Source organism: Nocardia sp. NPDC055321 (assembly GCF_053645575.1).
In genome coordinates, this window is record NZ_JBSHMS010000001.1 from 180,733 (window position 1) to 201,279 (window position 20,547).

General features: G+C 69.7%; 12 protein-coding genes. 5 read left to right on the forward strand and 7 right to left on the reverse strand.

Annotation, left to right across the window (positions count from 1 at the left end; genetic code table 11):
- Window positions 1–4: 4 nt before the first annotated feature.
- The 3 genes from ACWIGI_RS00870 to ACWIGI_RS00880 are packed head-to-tail and all read right to left on the reverse strand — an operon-like array spanning window position 5 to window position 9,305.
- Window positions 5–1,582 carry a glycosyltransferase family 39 protein gene (locus tag ACWIGI_RS00870; protein ID WP_454200247.1) on the reverse strand — a complete coding sequence of 526 codons (1,578 nt, stop codon included), beginning with the start codon at window positions 1,580–1,582 and terminating at the stop codon, window positions 5–7.
- Window positions 1,579–2,991 (reverse strand): MFS transporter, encoded by a 1,413-nt coding sequence (locus tag ACWIGI_RS00875; protein WP_454200248.1) that lies wholly within the window; start codon window positions 2,989–2,991, stop codon window positions 1,579–1,581. Before ACWIGI_RS00875 ends, ACWIGI_RS00870 begins: the two co-directional genes overlap by 4 nt.
- A complete protein-coding gene (locus ACWIGI_RS00880) occupies window positions 2,988–9,305 on the reverse strand; it encodes a type I polyketide synthase (RefSeq protein ID WP_454200249.1) in 6,318 nt (2,105 codons plus the stop codon). Before ACWIGI_RS00880 ends, ACWIGI_RS00875 begins: the two co-directional genes overlap by 4 nt.
- A 298-nt stretch (window positions 9,306–9,603) precedes the next feature.
- Here ACWIGI_RS00880 and ACWIGI_RS00885 point away from each other — a divergent pair, with 298 nt between their 5' ends.
- Complete coding sequence (locus ACWIGI_RS00885) at window positions 9,604–11,763, forward strand: MMPL family transporter (RefSeq protein WP_454200250.1); 2,160 nt, start codon at window positions 9,604–9,606, stop codon at window positions 11,761–11,763.
- Here ACWIGI_RS00885 and ACWIGI_RS00890 read toward each other — a convergent pair.
- Window positions 11,755–13,248 carry a phosphatase PAP2 family protein gene (locus ACWIGI_RS00890; RefSeq protein WP_454200251.1) on the reverse strand — a complete coding sequence of 498 codons (1,494 nt, stop codon included), beginning with the start codon at window positions 13,246–13,248 and terminating at the stop codon, window positions 11,755–11,757. The genes ACWIGI_RS00885 and ACWIGI_RS00890 overlap by 9 nt on opposite strands.
- A 248-nt stretch (window positions 13,249–13,496) precedes the next feature.
- Here ACWIGI_RS00890 and ACWIGI_RS00895 point away from each other — a divergent pair, with 248 nt between their 5' ends.
- Window positions 13,497–14,366, forward strand: a complete 870-nt coding sequence (locus ACWIGI_RS00895) for an alpha/beta hydrolase (protein WP_454200252.1) — start codon at window positions 13,497–13,499, stop codon at window positions 14,364–14,366.
- A gap of 94 nt (window positions 14,367–14,460) precedes the next feature.
- On the opposite strand, the gene ACWIGI_RS00900 is transcribed toward ACWIGI_RS00895, so the two are convergent.
- Window positions 14,461–14,598, reverse strand: coding sequence for a hypothetical protein (locus ACWIGI_RS00900; RefSeq protein WP_454200253.1), 138 nt, complete (start codon window positions 14,596–14,598; stop codon window positions 14,461–14,463).
- Window positions 14,599–14,838: 240 nt separating this feature from the next.
- Here ACWIGI_RS00900 and ACWIGI_RS00905 point away from each other — a divergent pair, with 240 nt between their 5' ends.
- Entirely contained in the window at window positions 14,839–15,798 is a 960-nt protein-coding gene (locus ACWIGI_RS00905) for an SGNH/GDSL hydrolase family protein (protein WP_454200254.1), read from the forward strand.
- Window positions 15,799–15,896: 98 nt separating this feature from the next.
- A complete protein-coding gene (locus ACWIGI_RS00910; protein ID WP_454200255.1) occupies window positions 15,897–17,345 on the forward strand; it encodes an FAD-dependent oxidoreductase in 1,449 nt (482 codons plus the stop codon).
- A 54-nt stretch (window positions 17,346–17,399) separates the two neighbouring features.
- On the opposite strand, the gene ACWIGI_RS00915 is transcribed toward ACWIGI_RS00910, so the two are convergent.
- Both ACWIGI_RS00915 and ACWIGI_RS00920 read right to left on the reverse strand, forming a co-directional pair.
- Complete coding sequence (locus ACWIGI_RS00915; RefSeq protein ID WP_454200256.1) at window positions 17,400–18,746, reverse strand: VWA domain-containing protein; 1,347 nt, start codon at window positions 18,744–18,746, stop codon at window positions 17,400–17,402.
- A gap of 237 nt (window positions 18,747–18,983) precedes the next feature.
- The gene (locus tag ACWIGI_RS00920) at window positions 18,984–19,532 is read right to left on the reverse strand and encodes an AMIN-like domain-containing (lipo)protein (RefSeq protein WP_454200257.1); all 549 of its coding nucleotides are present in this window, start codon (window positions 19,530–19,532) and stop codon (window positions 18,984–18,986) included.
- Between the two features lie 127 nt (window positions 19,533–19,659).
- Between ACWIGI_RS00920 and ACWIGI_RS00925 the strand changes: the two genes are divergently transcribed.
- Window positions 19,660–20,463: a class I SAM-dependent methyltransferase gene (locus ACWIGI_RS00925; protein WP_454200258.1), complete on the forward strand. Its 804-nt coding sequence runs from the start codon at window positions 19,660–19,662 to the stop codon at window positions 20,461–20,463.
- The last annotated feature ends 84 nt before the right edge of the window (window positions 20,464–20,547 follow it).

The window sequence follows — 20,547 nt, forward strand, 5'->3', positions numbered from 1 at the left end:
ACTGTCAGTTGCTCGTGCCGTCGACCATGCGCAGGGTGCGCAGGCTCGGCCAGGCGGTGGACCAGCGCACGCGCGGTTCCAGGCACAACCACACCGTCACATCGCGATTCACGCTCGGGAAGCCGAGCGGCCGGTCGATGCGGGTGAGCGCGGTGACCTCCGCGAAGTCGACGCCGAGCCCGGTGCGGGGTTCGTCGACGCCCACGTACAGCACGGCCTCGGTGGTGTCGGGCGGCGGCGGGAAGTACCCGTAGCCCCGGTTGGTGCTGTAGATCGGTGGCAGGCGCACGGTCCGGCCGAAATGTTCGAGTCCGGCGGCCTGCCAGTAGTTCTGGGTGATGATGACCAGTTCGGGGCGCAGCGCCGCCGGTACCCGGCCGTGCGCGTCCTCGACGCCCGCGAGTAGATCCTCCCAGCCGGACGGGCCGAACAGTCGTGCGCGCCAGTCGATCTGGGCGTAGCTGTCGGTGGGCCGGAGATGGGATTCGGAGATCGGCAGGGCCAGTACGGCGAGCACGGTGAGCGCGGCGCCCAGCGCGAGCAGCGCGAGCCCGCACCTGCGCAACCAGGTCCCGAGGCCGCGCCAGGCCAGATACGCCGCGCCCGCCGCGAACAGCCCGGGGAACGCGCCGACCACGTAGTACGTGCGCAGTCCGCCGAGCAGGACCGCGAGCAGCCACGCGCACACGATGGGGATCAGGAATCGATAGGGGCGCACCGCCTCCCAGCGCACACCCGCCCACATGCCCACCAGCAGCAGCGCGCCCAGCGGTCCGGTCACCATGACGATCTGCCACGGCATGGCCCAGGTGCCCCCGCTGGTCGCCAGTTGCTCCCCGCGAATCACCGCGCCCATGCCCAGCTGCGGCCAGCCGTTGGCCTGCTGCCACCACACGGTCGGCGCCGCGGCGGCGGCGAACAGGGCCGCACCGAGCCAGAATGCCCGGCGGCGCAGCATCTCCCGGGGACCGAAGATCAGCACGCCGGCGATCAGACCGGCCCACACCATGGGAACCAGCCATTTCACCTGCAGATCCACCGCTGCCACCAGCCAGGCCGCCACCAGCAGCACGTCCTGCCGGGTCCGCACCCAGCGGATGAGCAGCCAGCTGATCGCGGCGGTGCAGGTGGCGTCCAGGGCGAAGGTGGTCAGGATCGCCGACTGCATGACCGCGGCGGGCGTCGCGGCGTACGCCAGCGCCGCCACGGTCTGCGCGGTGCGGCCGCCGCCGAACTCCCGGGTGATGGCGGCGCAGAGCACGATCGCGGCCAGCGTCGCGAGCAGCGCCGGAATGCGCAGCACCACCGTGGAACCGGGGTCGAGCGCGTTCGCGGCGGCGGCGAGCAGGGGGATCAGCGGGCCCTGATCGGCGTACCCGAAGGCCGGATGATTTCCGGCGGCGATGAAATACAGTTCGTCCCCGCCGAAGTCGTACCGGCCCAGGCGAACCGCGAACAGCGCGCCCGCCGCGGCGGTGACGAGACCGACCGCGCGCCAGGCGAACGGGTGCGGCGCGGGCGATCCGGTCGCGGTCGCGGACTTCGCGGGAACCCCGGGGTCTGCTGCGCGCGGGAATGTCATGGCCGCTCGGCCGGTTCGGGCAGGGCGAGGGTGGCCGCGGCGACCAGCAGCGCCACCACCGCGATGGCGGCGAACATGGTGATGCTGCCCGTCATGGTGTGCGAGCGGAAGAACACCGCGCTCAACAGGGCCAGTCCCAGTCCGTTGCCGATCTGCTCGATGGTCGGCAGCAGTCCCGAGGCCGCGTCCATGCGCGCCTGGTCCAGCGCCGAGAGCATGATCGGCTGCAACTGCACGCCGAACAGCCCGACGCCCAGGCCGGACAGGAAGACCGGCCCGGCGGCCAGGGGCAGGGCGGGCACGCTCTCGACGAGGTACAGGTACGTCGTGCCGAAGACGACACAGCCGCCGTACAGCGCCATTCCGGCGGCCAGCGTGCGAACGCCCCACCGCCCCACAAGGAACGGTGAGGCGAGCGCGCCCGCGCCCGCGCCGAGCGCGAACGGGGTCATCAGCAGCCCGGTATGCCAGGGCGACAGGCCCATCTCGTCCTGCAGGGTGACCGACACCGTGAACACGAACGCGGTGAACAGGCCGAAGAACACCGCGACCAGGCCGGCCCCGACCGCGAAACCGCGATCGGCGAACAGGTCAAAGCGCAGCAGCGGGTCGGCGCCGTGGCGGCCGGCCCAGCGCTGCTGCGCGACGAACACCGCCCCCCACAGCAGCGCCACGCCCAGCTGCACGGCGGTCATGGCGCGCCACCCGTGCTGCTGGAGGTCGGTCAGCGCGTACAGCAGCGCGAACAGACTCACGGTCGAGAGCACGGCCCCGCCCGGATCGAACCGCACCCGCTCGCGGGGCCTGCCCAGGCGCAGATACCGCAGGCCCAGCCCGAAGGCCAGCACCCCCAGCGGCAGGTTGATCATGAACACCGAATGCCAGCCCAGATTCCAGGGATTCGCGGTCACCAGCGCTCCACCCAGGATCGGCCCGAGCATGCCCGCGAATCCGGCCACGCCGCCGTACAGGGCGAACACCTGCCCGTGCAGGCGGCGCGGGAAGGTGGCGGTCAGGATGGCGATCGTCTGCGCGCCCATGCCTGCGCCCGCCGCGCCCTGAACGGTCCGCGCGATCACCAGTTCCCCTGCGCTGTCCGCCATTCCGCACCACACCGAGGCCGCGGTGAACGCGACCACCGAGGCCAGGAACATAACCCGCCGCCCCAGCAGCTGACCGAGGCGGGCCGCGGTCAGCAGGGTGCAGGCGAAGGCCAGCGAGTACGCGGTGACGAACAGCAGCTGCTGCTGGCGGGTCGCGTCCAGGTCCGCGGTCATGGCCGGGAGCGCGGTGTTCACGATGGTCACGTCGATCATCTGCATGAACACCGCGATCAGGCAGCCCGCGAAGCCGAGCCAGGCGGTCGCCCCGCCCGGCTCGGCCCGGCGATCGGCGGCGATCTCGGTCACGGATGAGCCCCGACGGGCTCGCCGGTGGCCAGGATGAGTTCGGCCACCTTCGGCCCGGCCTGCAGCAGGCTGAAGGTGCGGCCCATCTGCAACGACATGAGTTCGATGCCGAGCTGTTTGGCGACGCGCGCACCGAATTCGACGGCCATGAGCGAATCCAGGCCGAGTTCGGGCACCGGCACGGTCAGGTCGATCGACTCCGGCGACACCCCCATGACGACCGCCAGCTGATCGGCCAGCATGCGGGCCACGGCCTGTCCGCGCTTGCTCTCCTCCAGCGCGCCCAGTTCGGTCTTCAATTGCGCCAGTGCGGAATTGTCCCGCACCGAGGTCGCGACCAGGGTCGCCACGCGACCGATCCGGGCCATCTGCGGGAAGGCCGCGGTGAGCTTGCCCCAGTCGGTGGGGATGATCGCGGCGCGGGTCACGCCCAGGCGCAGGGACTGCTCCAGATACGACGTGCCGTCGGCCATGTCGATCGCGGCGAAGCCCACCAGGTCGAGGTACTTGGACACCTTCTCCTCGGCCGCCATACCGCCTGTCGCACCGGACATGTGGCCCCAGCCGATGCAGAGGGCGGGCATCCCGGTGCGGGCCCACTGCTCGGCGAGCGCCTCGACCGCGACATTCGCGGCGCAGTAGTTGTACTGGCCGAAGATGCCGAACATCGAGCCGCCCGAGGAGTACAGCACGAAGGCGTCCAGCTCGATGCCGGCCGCGGTGACCGCGCGGTGCAGGGCCCGTGCGCCGTGCACCTTGGGGCGGTACACCCGGGCCAGCTGATCCAGATCCATGGCGGTCACGCGGTTGTCCGAGACCGCCCCGGCGGCATGGAAGATGCCGCGCAGCGGGTGCCCGGTGCTGTGCGCGCGGGCGATGAAACCGGCCACGGCCGCGAAATCGGTCACGTCGGCGGCTTCTTCGAGGACCTCGACCCCCAGCGCCCGCCACGCCGCGATCTGCTGGCGGGCCGCCGCGGTGGCCGCGCCGCTGCGCCCGACCAGCATGAGCCGCCGCGCGCCCCGTCCGACCAGCCAGCGGCCGGTGGTCAGGCCGAATCCGCCGAAGCCGCCCGTCACCAGATAGGTTGCCGCGCGGTCGATTCGGACCTCGGGCAGGTTCGGCCGCACGGGCGGGGCGGCAGCGTCGAGGCGCAGCGCGACCCGGGACGTCCGCGAGGAGCGGATGACCTCGTCGAAAGCCTGTGCCACCTCGTGGGTTTCGAACGTCTCGAAGGGCAGGGCGTTATAGAACCCGGCCTCGATCTTGCTGTAGACCCGGCGCAGCAGTTCGGCCAGCTGCCGGGGCCGCACCGCGCACATGCGGTCCAGGTCGATGGAGAAGTACGTCAGGTTCTTGTCGAAATTGGCGAGTTCGAGCAGTCCGCCGGTGTAGACGTCGGCCTTGCCGACCTCCACGATCCGGCCGAATTCGGCTACGGCCTTGAAGTTCTGGCGCAGGATCTCGCCCGGAGCGGTGGACAGCACCACGTCCGCGCCGAGCCCGTCGGTCAGGGCCAGCACGTCGTCGGCGAAGTTCAGCGACCGTGAGTTCAGCGCGTGGTCGGCGCCGAGTTCGAGGATGTGCGCCCGGCGCTCGTCGGTGCCCGCGGTGCCGATGACCCGCGCGCCCAGGGCCTTGGCGACCTGGATGGCGGCCGAGCCGACGCCACCGGCGGCGCCGTGGATCAGCACGGTCTCGCCGTTGAGCAGCCGGGCCAGATCGACCAGCGCGTACTCGGCCGTGCCGAAAGCGGTGGTGCTGGTGCACAATTCGGGCGCCGCACCGGCGGGCAGCCGGATCACCAGGTGCTCGTTCACGATGCGGAAGCGCCGCATCATGTCCTTGGCGGCCACGGCCACCATGTCGCCGACCGCCACCCCGGCCACCCCGGGGCCGACGCGCTCCACCGTGCCGACGCCCTCCATGCCCGGGGCGGTGCCGAAGAAGGTCGCGCCCAGCTCGCGTTCGCCCAGGATGCCCATGACCTTGAGCGGGTCCTTGTAGTTGAGCCCGACCACCCGCATGCGCACCTCGACCTCGCCGGGCCCGGGATCGGGCCGGGCGCAGGCGCGCCACGTCAGCGCCGAGAGCAGGCGTGAACGCGGTTGTTCCAGTGCGAAATTGGCGTTCGAATCGGTGAGCGGGACCGCGGTGTCCAGGGTGTCGACCCGGTCCTGCAGTGCCCGCTGGATCACCGGGGCCCAGCGCTTGCCGCCGCGCAGCAGGATCTCGTCGGAATTGTCCAGGGTGAACGCGCCGGGTACCGCCAGTTCGGTGACCAGATCGATCAGCGCGATACCGGGCTCGATGTCCACCAGCCGCCAGCGCAGGCGCAACTGCTCGTTGAGCAGCACCCGCCGGGCCCCGGCGAGCGCCGCCTGCGCCGAGTTGGGCAGCACCGTGCTGCCGGGCAGGGTGAAGGCGCGCTCGGTGATCAGGGTCGCGCGGAACCGGCCCGCCTCGGTGGACATCGCGTCCGCGTCCTCGGTGCTCGCCGCGTACTCGTCCACCGCGACCGCGATCCGCTTGAACGCCCACAGCGCGGCCAGATCGTCCTCGATCGCGCCCGCGACCACGCAGACGTGCACCTGGTGCACACCGGGTTCGGCCGCGGCGGCGGCCAGTTCCGCGGCCAGTTCGGCTTCCAGATCCGTGTCGGCGGCATCGGCGTGCAGATACCGGGAGGGCCGCAGCACCGTGGCGAGCCGATCGGCGCGGCCGCCGAGACCCAGCGCCACCACCACGCTCGCGGTGCCGTTGGTCGGGGGCAGCACGCCGGGATCCAGCGGGTCGCGCAGTTCCATGGTGTCGGTGTAGAAGAAATCGACCATGCGCCGCAGCGGGTCCGCGCCCGGGTTGAGCGCGCCCACCCGCACCCCGATCAGGCGCAGGCACAGGTTGCGATCCTCGTCGAGCAGGTCCACGTCCGCGCAGAGCGGGGAGTTCGGGTCGCGGCGGGCGACGACCGTGACCTTCTCGGGAAGCGGGCCGTACAGGCGCACGTCCTCCACGCCGACCGGAACCATGGCGCCCTCGCCCATGCTCGCGTCCGCGAACAGCAGCGCGACCGTCTGCATGGCGGCGTCGACGACCGCGGGGTGGGCCAGATGACCGGAGTCGACGCCGATGCCCGCGTCGACCGCGGCCACCACGGTGTCCACGGTGGCGCGCACCGAGGTCACCCGGCGGAACGCGGGGCCGTACTGCAGCCCGCGTGCGGCCAGAGCGGCGTAGAACAGCTCCGGATCGAACTCGGTGGCCGAATCATCCTCGGGGACGATGACTTTCGACGGCTCGTAGCCGTCGGTCAGCAGGCGGCCGGTGGCGTTCACGGTCCACACCGAGCCGGTGGCGGCGCGCGAGCGGATGAGGAAGCGGCCGCTGGAATCCTCGACGCTGGTCTCCAGCAGCGGAATGTCCGAGGGCGCCATGATCAGCGGCGCGACGAAGCGCACCCCCTCCAGCGCCACCCGGCCGTGCCGGGAACGGCCCGCGGCCGCGCTGAGCGCCGCATCGAGATACGCGGCGCCGGGCAGGATGCGCGAGCCCGCGACCACGTGGTCGGCGATCCACGGCAGGGTTTGCGCGCCGACCTGCAGCTGCCAGCCGGAGCGGCCCTCCAGGTCCGGGTCGCCGAGCATCGCGTAGCCGCCCGGGGTGCCCAGGCGCAGCTGCTCGAACAGCGGGTGCGGGGCGTGCAGGCGCACGTGCTGCCAGGGGTAGCGGGGGAGCGGCAGATGCGCGGTGACGGGATGATCCGCGGGGAAGAGGGTTTCGGTGCTCACGACGCCGGCGGCGTACAGGCCGATGAGGGTGCGGCGCAGGCTCACCGAATCGGGCTGCTTGCGATCGAGGGTCGCGACCGTGACACCGGTGTCGTCGACGCCCAGCAGTACCTCGCGAATGTTGCCCGACAGCACCGGGTGCGGGCCGACCTCGAGGAACACGCGGTGGTCGGCGGCGGCCAGGGCGGCGACGGCGGCGGCGAAGCGCACCGGCCTGCGCACGTTCGCGCACCAGTAGTCGCCGTCCCAGGTCGCGGCGGTGACCGACGCGCCGGTCACGGTGGAGTACAGCGGCAGCCGGGGCTCGTGCGGCGTGATGCCCGCCAGCGCCGTGCGCAGTTCGTCCAGGATCGGGTCCATCAGCCGGCTGTGGTAGGGCACCTCCACGTGCAGGCGGCGCGCGAATACGCCGTCGTCGGTGAGGGTTTCGGCGATCTCGTCCAGGCGCTCCACCTCGCCGGACAGCGTGACCGAGCCCGGGCCGTTGACCGCGGCGATGTCCACCCGCGCGTCGTCCTCGATCAGCGCGGTCGCCTTGTCGGCGGGCAGGCCCACCGCGAGCATCCCGCCGGATCCGGCCGTGGTGGCCTGCAGCCGCGCCCGGTGATAGGCGACGGTGACCGCGTCCTCGAGCGACAGCACACCCGCGACGTACGCGGCGGCCACCTCACCGACGCTGTGGCCGACGATGGCCGCCGGGACGACGCCGAGTTCGGCCAATTCGTCCACAAGTGCGGCCTGCACCAGGAAGTTCGCGGGCTGGGCCACCTCGGTGGCGGTGACCCGGGATTCTTCCTCGGGCCGCAGCAGTTCCTCGATGATCGACCAGCCGGCGACCGCCCGGAACGCCTCGTCCACGCGCCGCGCCGTTCGCGCGAAAACGCCGTCGGCGCCCAGCAATTCGCGCGCCATTCCCCACCACTGCGGGCCCATGCCCGAGAAGACGAAGACCGGCTCGGGAACGCGGTGCGCGGGAGTGCGCACCGCGTCCCTGCCGTCGCCCGCGCAATAGCGACGCAACTCCCGCCCGAGGTCGTCCCCGACGGGGACCCCGGTGCGGTACGGATGATGGGCCATGCGGGTCCAGGCCGCCTCGGCCAGCCGATCCCGATCCGCGCCCGCCGCCAGCAGGTCGGCGAACCGCCCGGCGAGCTCGCGGACCGCCGCGGGGCTGCGGCCCGAGACCGGCAGCACCCCGAAATGCCTGGGGGCGTGCGGTTCCGGTTCGGCCGTGGCGGCGTGCTCGGTCAGGATGACGTGCGCGTTGGTGCCGCCGTAGCCGAAGCCGTTGACCGCGATGGTCATACGCTCGACCGCCGGATCGACGGGCTCCGGCTCGAGCTGGACGTGCAGGTTCAGCTCGGCGAACGGGATGTCCGGGTGGGCGGTGTCGAACCAGCCCTGCGGGGGGATCGTGCGATGGGAGATGGCGAGTGCGGATTTGATCACGCTCGCCACCCCGGAGGCGGCCTCGGTATGGCCGAGGGTGGCCTTGAGCGAACCGACGCCCAGGGTGCCTGGGCGCCCGCCCGCCGCACCGTAGACCCGGCCCAGGGCGCGCAGTTCGATCGGGTCGCCGACCGGGGTGCCGGTGCCGTGCGCTTCCACGTAGGTGATGTCCCGCGGATCCAATCCCGCACGGGCACAGACGGTTCGGGCCAGCGACTCCTGCGCCGTGGCGTTCGGCACGGTGATCGCGGTGGTGCGCCCGTCCTGGTTGGTCCCGCTGGCCTTGATGACCGCGTAGACGCGGTCGCGGTCGCGCACGGCGTCGTCGAGGCGCTTGAGCACGATCATGCCGCCGCCCTCGCCCCGGCCGTAGCCGTCACCGGCCGCGTCGAAGGATTTGCACCGCCCGTCCGCGGCCAGGAAGCCGCCCTTGCACATCATGACGAACGTCTCGGGCTGCAGCATGATGTTCACCCCGCCCGCCAGCGCCACCGCGCAGTCGCCGCGGTTCAGGGCCTGACAGGCCAGATCCACCGCGACGAGCGAGGACGAGCACGCGGTGTCGACGGTGAGCGCGGGTCCGGTCAGGTTGAGCGCGTACGCGATTCGGTTGGAGAGCATCGTGTAGGAGGCGCTGGCCGCGGTATGCATATCCACCTGCGGCAGCGCCGGGCCGACCACGCCGACCACCGACTGATCGACCACGAATCCGCCCACGTACACCCCGACCGGCGCACCGGCCGCGCGGGCCGCGGCGCCCGCGTCATCGAGTGCCTCCCAAGTGATTTCGAGCAGCAACCGCTGCTGCGGATCGAGTCCGGTCGCCTCGCGCCGGGAGATGCCGAAGAAGTCGGGATCGAACTCCCACGGGTCGGTGGTCAGGAAGGCTCCGTGCTTGGTGTAACTGCGGGCCGGCGCCCGGCGGTCCTCGTCGTACCAGCGGCGGTAGTCCCAGCGGGTGGCCGGTATCTCCACGACCCCGTCCCGCTTCTCGACCACGAAATCCCAGAAACTCTGCGGTGAGTCGATTCCGCCGGCATAACGGCACCCGATACCGACGACAGCGATATCCGACATAGGTTTCCTTTCGAAGGGGCGCGCAAGACAACGGCGGTCTCTCGAAGGGGAACGACGCCGGATCATCGTCCGGACGTGCGGCACGACCGGACCCTGCGGCCGTGGACATCGGCCGCCCACCGCGCTGTGGTGCGGCCGATATTAACGCTGCCACAAGGGGTTTCGTCCGACGAGCGAGCAGGTTGATCCACGGCCACAAAGGTTCGTCCGGGGTTCTGTGAGGCGCCACGAATCGCTCCTGCGGTCCGGTGGCGCCGGGTAGCATCGGCGCGCGTACCCACGATCTCGGGAGTGTTCTTTGTTCATCGGGTTCGCGCTGTGGGCGGATTTCGTCGTGCGCCGGCGGTTGCTGGTGCTCGGTCTGGTGTCGGCGGGCCTGCTCGCCCTCGGCGGTTACGGACTGGGGTTGCACGCGCACCTGAGTTCGGGCGGCTGGGACGATCCGCGGTCGGAATCGGTGCGGGCGGCCTGGTTACGCGAGAGCGCGTTCGGGCGCGACCGCGCCGGGGACGTGATCCTGCTGTTCCGGGCACCCGACGGCGCGACGATCGACGACCCGGGTTTCGCGTCCACGGTGTCCGGGTTCCTGGACAGCCTGCCGCGTGATCATCCGCGCGAGATCTCGAAGGTGAACGGCGCCTACTGGCCGACCGAAACCGGTGTGGCGCAGCGCAATGTCTTCGGCACCGAGGACCGGCAGTACGGCTTCGCCTCCATCGCGCTGGCCGGCGACGACGAGACCACGGTCATGCGGGACTACCGCACGATCGCCGGCGCGCTGCGGCTCGACGGGGTCGAGATGCAGGTCGCGGGCGGGCAGGCCGTGGGTGGCGCGCTCAACGACACCATGGTGCAGGACCAGCTGCGCATGGAACTGCTCGCCATTCCGGCGGTGGCGGTGCTGCTGTTCTTCGTCTTCGGCGGTGCGGTGGCGGCGGCTCTGCCGCTGGTGATCGGCGCGCTGACCGTGGCGGCGGCGTGGGGCGTCATGCGGGTCATCGCGACCGGCATGGAGGTGAATTCCTTCGTCTCACCGGTCGTTTCGATGATCGGCCTCGGTCTGGCGGTCGACTACGGGCTGTTCATCGTGAGCCGGTTCCGGGAACAGCTCGACGCGGGCGACGAGGTCGAGGCGGCGGCGCGGCGGGCGGTCGCCACGGCCGGTCGCACGGTCGCGTTCTCGGCGGTCATCGTGGTGGCGGCCAGCGGCGGCGTGCTGCTGTTCCCGCAGAACTTCCTGCGGTCCTTCGCACTCGGGGCGATGGTGACCGTGGCGCTGGCGGCGATCACGGCCCTGACGGTGCTGCCCGCGCTGCTCACCCTGCTCGGGCGGCGGGTGAATCTGCTGGGGGTGCGGCGGTTTCAGCGTCGCGGGTCCGGTGCGGGTTGGTATCGCCTGATCGCGCGGGTGGTGAAACATCGTGTCGCGGTGTTCGTTTCGGTGTGTGCGGGGCTGTTGCTGCTCATCGCGCCGGTCGCCGACATGAGTTTCGGCGGTATCAGCGAACGGTTCCTGCCCCCGGAGCACCCCACGCGGGTGGCCCAGGAGCATTTCGACGAGCTGTTCCCCCAGCGCCGGGTCGATCCGGTGCACCTGATCATCCGGACCTCGGATCCCACGGCGGCGGGCGCGGTCTGGACCGCGGCCAACACTGTTCCGGGGCTGGCGGCGCCCTTCGCCGTGCCGCGCCGCAGCACCGAGCTGCCGGACGTGTTCGTCACCGAAGCGCCGCTGGTGGATTCGCACAACGGCGGACCCACCGTGGACGCCCTGCGCGCCATCGCGGTGCCGGACGGCGCGACCCTGCTGGTCGGCGGTCAGCCCGCGATCCTGCGGGACAGTCTGCGCGCCCTGGCGGATCGGCTGCCGCCCATGCTGGCGATCGTCCTGCTCACCACCACGGTGCTGCTGTGGCTCGCCTTCGGCTCGGTGGTGCTGCCGCTGAAGGTGGCGCTGCTCAACGCCCTCGGGCTCGGCGCGACCCTGGGGATTCTGACCTGGGTCTTCATCGAGGGCCACGGTGCGGGCCTGCTCGACTTCACCCCGCAGCCGATCATGGCGCTCATTCTGGTGGTGGTCATCGCGGTCATCTACGGCCTGTCCACCGATTACGAGGTCTTCCTGCTGTCCCGGATCTCCGAGGCGCGCGCGTCCGGGCTGTCCACCCGCGAGGCGATTCGCACCGCGACGGCCGAGACCGCGCGCATCATCACCGCGGCCGCGCTCGTGCTGCTGGTCGTGGTGGGCGCCTTCGCCTTCTCCGACCTGCTGATGATGAAATACATCGCCTACGGGATGATGGCGGCGCTGTTCATCGACGCCACCATCCTGCGCATTCTGTTGGTCCCGGCGTCCATGGCGATCCTGGACGACCGGTGCTGGTGGGCGCCGCGATGGTTGCGACGCACCCGCTCACCGGTGGCGGAAAGCGCCGAGCGGCAGTTGATTTCACAGTGAGGCCGGTTCCGGGCGCCGCGGCGTGCGGGTGCGTGTGGGCGCGATGACCCGCCAGGAGATGGTCGTCCACGCCACGGCCAGGATGACCGAGCCGAGCACGTCGGTGGGGTGGTGCGCGCCCGCGTAGAGCCGTTGCGCGGCAACCAGGACCGGGATCAGCAGCACGATCGCGGCCAGGACCCGGTAGCGCCGTCCGGTGGTGGTGAACCACAGCAGCAGCGCGATGCTCAGGTAGAGCGTCAGGGCCGCGGCGACGTGCCCGGACGGGAAGCTGGAGGTCGGGGGGAGATTCGGGTCGAGATGGTTGACGCGCGGGCGGTCGCGGTCGACGATCGCGGTGGTCGCCAGGAACAGGGTGATCTCGCCGAGCATGGCCACCGCGAGGAACAGGGCCGGGCGCCAGTCGCGCCGGGCGCCCAGCGCCAGGACCGCGACGATGAGGGCGACGACGATCACGGCGGTGGTGTTGCCCACCTCGCCGAACACGCCGAGGATGGAATTCAGTGTGGGATTGCGGTTTTCGGACAGCGTCGCCACGCTGTCGTGATCTTCCCGCAGCGCGGTGGTGTCGGACTGGAGTGCCCGGATCGTCAGGCCCAGTCCGACGAGCAGCGCTCCCACCAGCAGCCAGCCCGCCGCGAGCCGCGCCGCCCCGCGCCACGGGTGCGGCATCGGGGCCGCGTGTCCGTCCGGGACGGGCCGCAGCTCCCGCTCGTCGTCTCCGGGCAGATCGCCCGGCAGTGGTCCGTCCTCGGGGATGCCCGAATCGCGCCGCCAGCGCAGGAAGGCGGCTGTGGCGGAGGCGAGCCACAGCGACCCCAGCAGCCAGCCGGCGAGCACGTCGGTGGCGAAGTGCACACCCAGCGCGATCCGGCTGAACCCGATCGCGATGACGAGCAGCGTCACGACAGCGACGACCGCGCGCCGTGTCTTGGCGCCCATGGCCGGAAGGAACACCAGCAGCAGAATCCCGTAGCACACCAGGGAATTCATCGAATGCCCGCTGGGGAAGCTCCACCCGCCCGCTGTGTAGACCGGATTCTCGGCCTCGGGGCGCAGCCGCCCCACCACCGCCTTGACCGCGACGTTGAGGATGAAACTGCCTGTGGCGGCCAGGATTACGTACACCGCGAGGCGCTGCTGGTCGCGCTGGGCCAGCCAGATGGCGGCGAGGGCGAGCAGCACGACCAGGGTGACGCTCGACCCGAACCTGGTCAGGACCTCCAGGCCGCTGCGCAGTGCGTCGTTCGCCGCGACCACCGAGACCACCCGGTCGACGATCTGCTGGTCCACCCGCTGCATCGGTTCCCACCGGGTGCGGGCCGGCACCGCGAGCGCACCGAAACCGATTCCGACGGCCACGGCGACCAGCAGCGCCACGCCGCTGCGGACGGCGAACCGCTCGGCGGCCACGAGATCATCGTGGCGCTCGCCGGGATCGGCCACCCTCGTCGGGACATCGACGTCCTGCCGGTCGACAGACAATCCGAACCTCCTGCCATCGTGCGGCGCCCGTCGCGGTGACGGATGCCGGTCGTTGTTTCGGTTTCCCGCAATGGGCCGTTGCAATCAGACCGGTTCGCCCGACGGGTGCACCGGTGCGCTCGCGTGCGAAGTCGCGACGGTGATATTTCCGGATGCGGGAATGGGCGCGTGCGGTCGCCTCGTTGTGGTGTGCGGCTGTACGGCGGTGCCCGCACAGGCTCACGCCGTCACAACGATTGAAGGATTGAATGAGCACAGCACAATTCGGCTTCACCAGCGCGGGCGACCGGCTCGCGGGTGTGCTGCACCTGCCTGCCGGCGAGCCGCTCGCCGCGGTGGTCACCACCGGTCCGCTGACCTCGGTCAAGGAACAGGCGTCGGGTGCCTACGCCCGGGCGCTGGCCGCGCGCGGGTTCGCGGCGCTCGCGTTCGACCACCGCACCTTCGGGGAGAGCGAGGGGCAGCCGCGTCAGTTCGAGAATCCGTACGGCAAGGCCGAGGACATCGGTGCGGCGGTGACGGCGCTGCTCGGCGACGAGCGCACCCGGGACCTGCCGGTGGTCGCGCTGGGCGTGTGCGCCGGGGCCGGGTACATGGCGCGCGCGGTCGCGGACGACCCGCGGATCCGGGCGTACGCCGGGGTGGCGGGGTACTACTCCGACACTTCGGTCGCGACGCCGAGCGCGGAGGCCATCGCCCGGGGCCGGGCGGCCGCCCAGCGCCGGCTCGAAACCGGTGTCACCGAGACGATTCCGGCGGTCGCCCCGGACGGCGGCGACGTGGGTATGCCGCTGCGTGAAGCGTACGAGTACTACGGGACTCCCCGCGGCGCGGTGCCGAACTACACCAACGCGTTCGCCGTCGAATCCTTCGCCTACACGGGCGAATTCGACGCCGTCGAGGCGGCCGCCCGCATCGCCGTGCCGTACCTGCTGGTGCATTCGGAGAACGCCCTGGTCCCGGCCTTCGCGCGCAAGTTCTACGCGACGGTGCCGAGCCCCAAGTCCGAGCTCTGGCTGGAGTCGGTGGGACAGATCGACTTCTACGACGACCCCAGGCTCATCGAGGCGGCAGCCGATGCCGCCGCTGCGATGTTCCGGTCGGTGCTCGCCCGCTGAATCCGTCGCGTCGGAATCGGGCCCGACGCTGAATTCGAGTGGCGCTGCCATTCGGTTCGGGCGGCCGGGAGAGACGAATTCGCGCCGTCTTTCCTCAGTTCGGGGTGTCGCCCTCGTTATCCATGTTGGCGGCCTGGTCTTCGGTGGTGGCGATGGGGTCGGGCTCGGCCGCGGGCTCGTCCTCGTCGCGATCACGGTCCGCCCGACGTGCGGCATCGGGGCTGGTAGTCATGGCTGGTGTCCTTTGTTCGGGGAGAGCGGTCTGTCCTCCGGCTACCCGGAAAGATCATCGGCAATCGTGCCGGTGTCGCGGAGCAGCCGATCGATCGATCGTCAAGCCGACAGAATTGTCGGCAGAATTGTGGATTCCAGCGCGGGAAATCCGGGAGCGCCCGCCGAATTCGTCTGCCGCCGAGCGAAGGCGTTGCCGGGGATTTGTGTCTGCAGTACTGTCTGGCCGAAAGTGCACAGGTTGGCCACATTCGACGCGGTCGGCGGGCAATTCGGTATAAGGCGGGAAGTTCGAGTGTTCGGCAGTGGCGTGCGGTGGCTGTGTACGGCGGCGGTGGCGGTCTCCGCGTCGGTGAGCGGGGCGACGGCGGCGGGGGCCGACCCGGCGCCCGAGGGTAAGGAACTCGTCGTGCTGGGGGATTCGTTCTCGGCGAACGTGTGGAACATCATCGAGCAGGAGACCGACTGTCGCCGGCACGGTCCGACGGCGTGGCCCAGGCAGCTGGGCAAGCTGATGGGGGTGGACGGGACCGACCGCATGTCGAATCCGTCGTGCCCGGGGGCCTCGATCGACAGCGGGCCGGGGTGGACCCTGGCCATGCAGGCCAAGCGGGCGGACGAGGAGGGGGCCTTCGGGCCGCGCACCAAGGTCGTCACGTTCCAGTTCGGGATGAACGACAAGTGGGGCAAGAACGAGCAGACGATGTGGAACTCGCTGCAGCAGTGCGTGTTCAACGTCGAACTCGGCTGCGGTCCGGAGGCCGTGGACGAGGGCCGGATACCCGACTACAACGGCGTCTCCGGAAAACTCTTCGCCGAGCGCATGCGCAACGCGGTGACCTACATCCGCTACTACGCGCCGAACGCGCGCCTGGTGCTGGTCGGTTATCCGGAACTGTTCGTGTCGGGCTCGGATACGGTGTGCCTCAACTTCTTCGGCGTGGCCCCGTTCGTCAATCCGCGCGGTCGCGCCGCGGTCGAGTACTTCGATCGGATCGATCGGGCGCAGCGCGAGGCGGCGGAGATTCTCGGTCTGGAGTTCATCGACGCCCGCGCGCTGACCGCCGGTCACGGCCTCTGCTCGGCCACCCCGTGGGTGAACGGCGTCTTCGACCCGCGCGCCGACCTCGGCGGCCTGTTCTTCCACCCGTCCACACAGGGTGATGCGGTGGTGGCCAACGCGATCCACGCCGGTCGCTGACTTTGCCCGGGCCGGGCTCGCATCGTGGAACCCACGGTGCGAGCCCGGCCCGAGGCGCATAATCGGGGTTCCGCGTTCGTGTCGATGGGGGAGTTCCCATGGATGTCACCGCACCCGTTTGCGTCATAGGAGCCGGTCAGAGCGGCATCATGGCGGCGGCGCAGTTGCGCGGCCTCGGCCACGAGCGGATCGACATCCTCGAGGCGGGGCCGGAGCCGGGCGGATACTGCCGGACCGCCGAGGTCGACGGCGAAATCTATGATTTCCAAGCGCATCTCGTCATCCAGCAGGATTTCGGCGCGGATATGTCGGGAACCGCCATCGACGAGCTGCTCCGCCGGCATCCGGTGGAGCTCCAGCCCGAGGCGCTGTACTTCGTCTCCCGAACCGAGTCCGGCAAGCCGGGATTCGCGGTGCCGCCGCACTTTCCGCCGTTGCTGTCCACCCTCACCGCCGAGCAGGCGGTGGACCAGTTGGTCGAGGCGTGGAACATCATCGAACGGGCCGTCCGCGCCAAACACGGGCCGGGGCCGGCCGGGCTGAACTTCGACCGGGTGCCGGGGGAGACCTGGGAGAGCTGGCGGGCGCGGCGCGCACCGCTGGTGGGCGAGGTATTGCAGGGCATCGCGCTGTACGCGAACATGCGCAGGCCGCGTCAGCCGGTCGAGACCATCATCAACATCAATGCCCATATCTCCGGCCATGTTTCGCAGCTGGCCAAGATGCTGCTGACCCTGCACGCGGGACGGCGCGCGGAGCTGCTGGACCGGATGCCGCCCTCGCTCGTCGCCCAGATCGGTTCGCGCCGCCCGGTGACCCTGAGCTTCCGCCGCGGGTTCATCAGCTTTCTGCGGCGGATGCTGCGGGACCACGAGCTCCAGGTTCAGGTGAACAGCCGGGTGACCGCGATAGAACCCGTTGGGCCCCGGCGGGTTCGGGTGTCCTGGCGGGCGGGTACGGAGTCGCGCAGCGCGATCTACTCCCGCGTGGTGGTCACCGCCCGCCCGACCCAGATCCGCGAGATCTTCCCCCGCGGTGAGCTCCACGACCTGTTCTCCGAACGGAACTGCCCCCGCACCTGGACCCGCAGCTACCTGATCAAAGTCCCCGGGGACATCATCACGTTCCCGACGAATGCCCCAGACCCCCTCGGCTTCTGGCTGATGGATCCCCAGGGCAGCCACACCGACACCGATCCCGAGCAGGCCCTGCACCGGATCACCGCCGCCAACAAACAACACCCCGGCCCCTACTGGGTGTGCTTCAGCAACTCCGACCTCTCGGTGACCCCCGCCGAAGCCTGGGCCCTCGCGAAGGAAAGCCTGTTCCTGTTCGACGACCCCGAGTTGATCACCGAAACGATCGCCGAGTGGCCCGCCCACCCGAGCGCCCCCGCGGTCCGCGCCGGCTGGTTCGATCGTGTCGCCCGGGTCCAGGGCCGCGATTCGATCTACTTCACCGGCGAGGTCCTGTCCGGCCCGACCGCCGAGTGCATCAGCGCCTTCGCCCGCGAGGTGATCCCCGCCTGGTTCGGCTCAGAGACTTGATCGCCGGAGGGGGCACGGCCCGAGCAGTCACGAGCCCCTACCTATCGCAAACGGCTAAAGGCGCATCCAACTTCCGAAGTTCTTGACGAGTCCGGAGTAGAACTTGTTCCCAGGTACGGAACCCGGGTTGCCACCCGCGTCGTAGAACGCCACATTGGTGAAGGTGGCCGAGGTCGATGCGTTCAGGTTCTTGTAGAACGCCAATTTGCCTCGTCCGAAACCCACGAACAGCCAGAACACGCCCAGGGCTGCGCTGTTTTGCAGCAGTGATCGGATCTCTGCCTTGTCGGACGGGTCTCCGGTGACTTGGGCAACGACGAAAGCCGGGTCGGTGCTCCCGGACTCTTGGTAGTGGCCGACTACTCGACGCATCGCCGAGGCGACATTGCCCCAGCCCCAATCCACTTGGGTGTGCAAATCCCCGATTCGGCCGCGATAGTTATCGAGACTCATTTCCTCGATGAACGGTTCACGATCACCGGAGAAGATTACCGGCACAGTGCCGTCGTCATCGAGACTCGCAGACAGGGCGAGAACTCGCTCGGCAAAGGCCTGGACCGCGAATGATTCGTAGAAATCGGACATTTCATAGCTGTGGTCGAGCATCAGATAGACCGCCGCACGTCGACCACTCAACCCAACATCGGCGAGCGCTCGGCTTGCTTCGCGTGCGGGCGCGAGCAGCGCAGGCGCCCGCCGCTCCACCTTGGTCAGGTCGACCGTCGGATCAGTGGCAGGGGGCGTGTTCGACCCGGTAGGTGTCGGTGTGGCGGGGCCTTCGTCGTCATCGATCGCTACCCCGAAATCTGCGGCGAGCCCAGCGAGACCGCTGGAGTAGCCTTGGCCCACCGCTCGGACCTTCCAGCCCTCACCCCGTCGGTACAGTTCGGCCAGTACGACGAGGGTCTCTCCTCCGCTGAACCGCGGCGCTTCGAAATTGAGCTCGGGACCGGATTTTTGCGAGATGCTCAGCACGGGCGCAGTGGTGAACACGGTCCCCGGGACCAGGGGATCCGCACTTGCCGCGATGACGATCTTCTCGACGTTCCCGGGCATGTGTGGCAGATCTGCGGTGATCGTGCTTCCGGATACGGACACTCCGTCCTGCACCGGATGGTTGTAGAAGACGAGATCGTTATCGCCGCGTACTTTTCCGTTGGATCCGACCAGGAGAGCCGATACGTCAATGGACAGGCCGGGCAATGTGACGGAGCAAGTGACGGAACCGATTGACAGAGAGGCGTTCTCGCCTTTGCTGAGCGAAGATCTCGTATTCAAGTTGGGGCCACCCTGATGTCTGAAGTCGCGCTGGGTATATCTAGAACTTCTCTGCTGATGCTTGAACAGCGCGAATAATGCTATGCCACCGATTAACTGCGTCGAGGTGACGGATCGTGCCAATCTACGATTGGTGACGAGCTGACTCCTCTTCGCGCGCCGCTCGTGCAGGTGGCCCGATAGTCAGGGAAGTGGGTGCTTGGGAAGCAGATGAGGATCCGGAGTGCTCCACGACGAAGTGCGGGCGCGAGTGATGTGTGTTCTCGATCAACGAACCTGCTCTCCGTGTGGCGGCACGATTGTGCACGGCCGGGGTGGAGCCGAGCGGGCCGGCTCCGGAGGGGCTGATGGTTCGCTCGACTACCAGCGGTGGGCGACGTCGATCACGATGCGGTTGCCGGTGCCCGGACCGTCGAGGGTGAACACCCGGAACGGGAGGCGGGCGCGTACGCCCAGGCCGATCGTGGTCTGGCCCTCGAACGTTCCGGCCCAGGACAATTGGCGGAAGGTGTCGTAGCCGGAGACGTTGGTCAGTTCTTTGCGGTTGGCGGGGTTGTAGGTCAGGTTGCCGGAGCCGTCATAGGCGGGGGCGAACACGACCACCTGCAGGAAAGCACTGCCGCGCAACGGAACCGGCTCGCCGGAGGCGTCCATGTAGACACCGTCGACGTAGCCGACGCGGTAGCCCGCGACCGGGCCCGCGAGGTCGATGACCATGCGGTCGTAGCAGTCCTGCCGCCCGGACCTCACATTGGTCAGTGTGGCGGTCGAATGGTCCGGGTCGGACTTGTCGAGCGAGCCCCAGACCAGTCCGCAGTAGGAGGGCGTCGCGCGGGCCTGCCCGACGGGTAGTAGCAGGGTGAGAACGAGCGCTGCGAGCGCTACGAATATCGAGAGTATGCGACGCATGTCGCACCAGCCTTCGGCAGAGAGACGGTTGATACCGGATAGATCGGCCGGCCGGAACACGGTGTTAGACACGGGACAGTCGCTGCTGGGTATCGAATGGGCCGATTTCTGCCGGAAGGATAACGAGATGAGCGCGATCGAATCGACGGGGGACACCGGTCTCTTCGCGGGAACGTCCTGGCACTACGCCCGCTATCGCCCCGGCTACCCGCCGGAAGTGCTCGATGATCTGGTTCGGCGCACGGGGCTCGACGGCGCCGGCAGGTTGCTGGACTTGGGTTGCGGCACCGGGCAATTGACGATTCCGCTGGCGCGGCACGTGCTAGAGGCCGTGGGCGTGGATCCCGAACCGGAGATGCTGGCCGAGGCCGCGCGCCAGGCCAGCGCGGCGGCGGTGACCAATGTGACGTGGCGGCGGGGTAGTTCGGCTGACCTGCCGGTCGACCTCGGCGGGTTTCGGGTCGTCACCATGGGCCGGTCGTTCCATTGGATGGACCGTGCGCAGGTGCTGGCGGACCTCGACGGCAGGGTCGTCGACGGCGGCAGCGTGGTGATAGCCAACGACAGCTGTCTCGTTCGGCCGACGACGGCCTGGCAACGAGCGATCGACGGCGTGCAGCGCCGCTTTCTGCCCCCGGATCAGCAGGAGCGTCCGACCCCGCCGGCGGACCCGCGGCACCGGCACGAACACGTGCTGGCAGAGTCGGCATTTTCACGGGTGCACCGGCGGGTGTACGAGTTCCCTCGGCCGTGGACTCTCGAACAGGCGATGGGCTACCTCTATTCGACCTCGTTGCCGCTGCGGCGGTTGCTCGGAGACCGGCGCGCCGAGTTCGAAGAGGCGGTAGCCGCCGAGCTGCTCGCTATCGAACCGAGTGGGCAATTCGTCGAACCGGTCGCTTTGGAGGTGTTGACCGCGACGCGGGGATAGGGGGGTTCCCTCGGCTGCCGGGGACTGGATCGCGGGAATTGTTGCGCCCCGCGTCCGCACCGCGATCTTGTTTCCGGAGGGGCT

Bases quoted from the DNA above. Each gene is read 5' to 3' on its own strand.
- ACWIGI_RS00870 (WP_454200247.1), bottom strand. From the start codon at position 1,582: ATGACATTCCCGCGCGCAGCAGACCCCGGGGTTCCCGCGAAGTCCGCG.
- ACWIGI_RS00910 (WP_454200255.1), top strand. From the start codon at position 15,897: ATGGATGTCACCGCACCCGTTTGCGTCATAGGAGCCGGTCAGAGCGGC.
- ACWIGI_RS00900 (WP_454200253.1), bottom strand. From the start codon at position 14,598: ATGACTACCAGCCCCGATGCCGCACGTCGGGCGGACCGTGATCGCGAC.
- ACWIGI_RS00925 (WP_454200258.1), top strand. From the start codon at position 19,660: ATGAGCGCGATCGAATCGACGGGGGACACCGGTCTCTTCGCGGGAACG.
- ACWIGI_RS00880 (WP_454200249.1), bottom strand. From the start codon at position 9,305: ATGTCGGATATCGCTGTCGTCGGTATCGGGTGCCGTTATGCCGGCGGA.
- ACWIGI_RS00920 (WP_454200257.1), bottom strand. From the start codon at position 19,532: ATGCGTCGCATACTCTCGATATTCGTAGCGCTCGCAGCGCTCGTTCTC.
- ACWIGI_RS00895 (WP_454200252.1), top strand. From the start codon at position 13,497: ATGAGCACAGCACAATTCGGCTTCACCAGCGCGGGCGACCGGCTCGCG.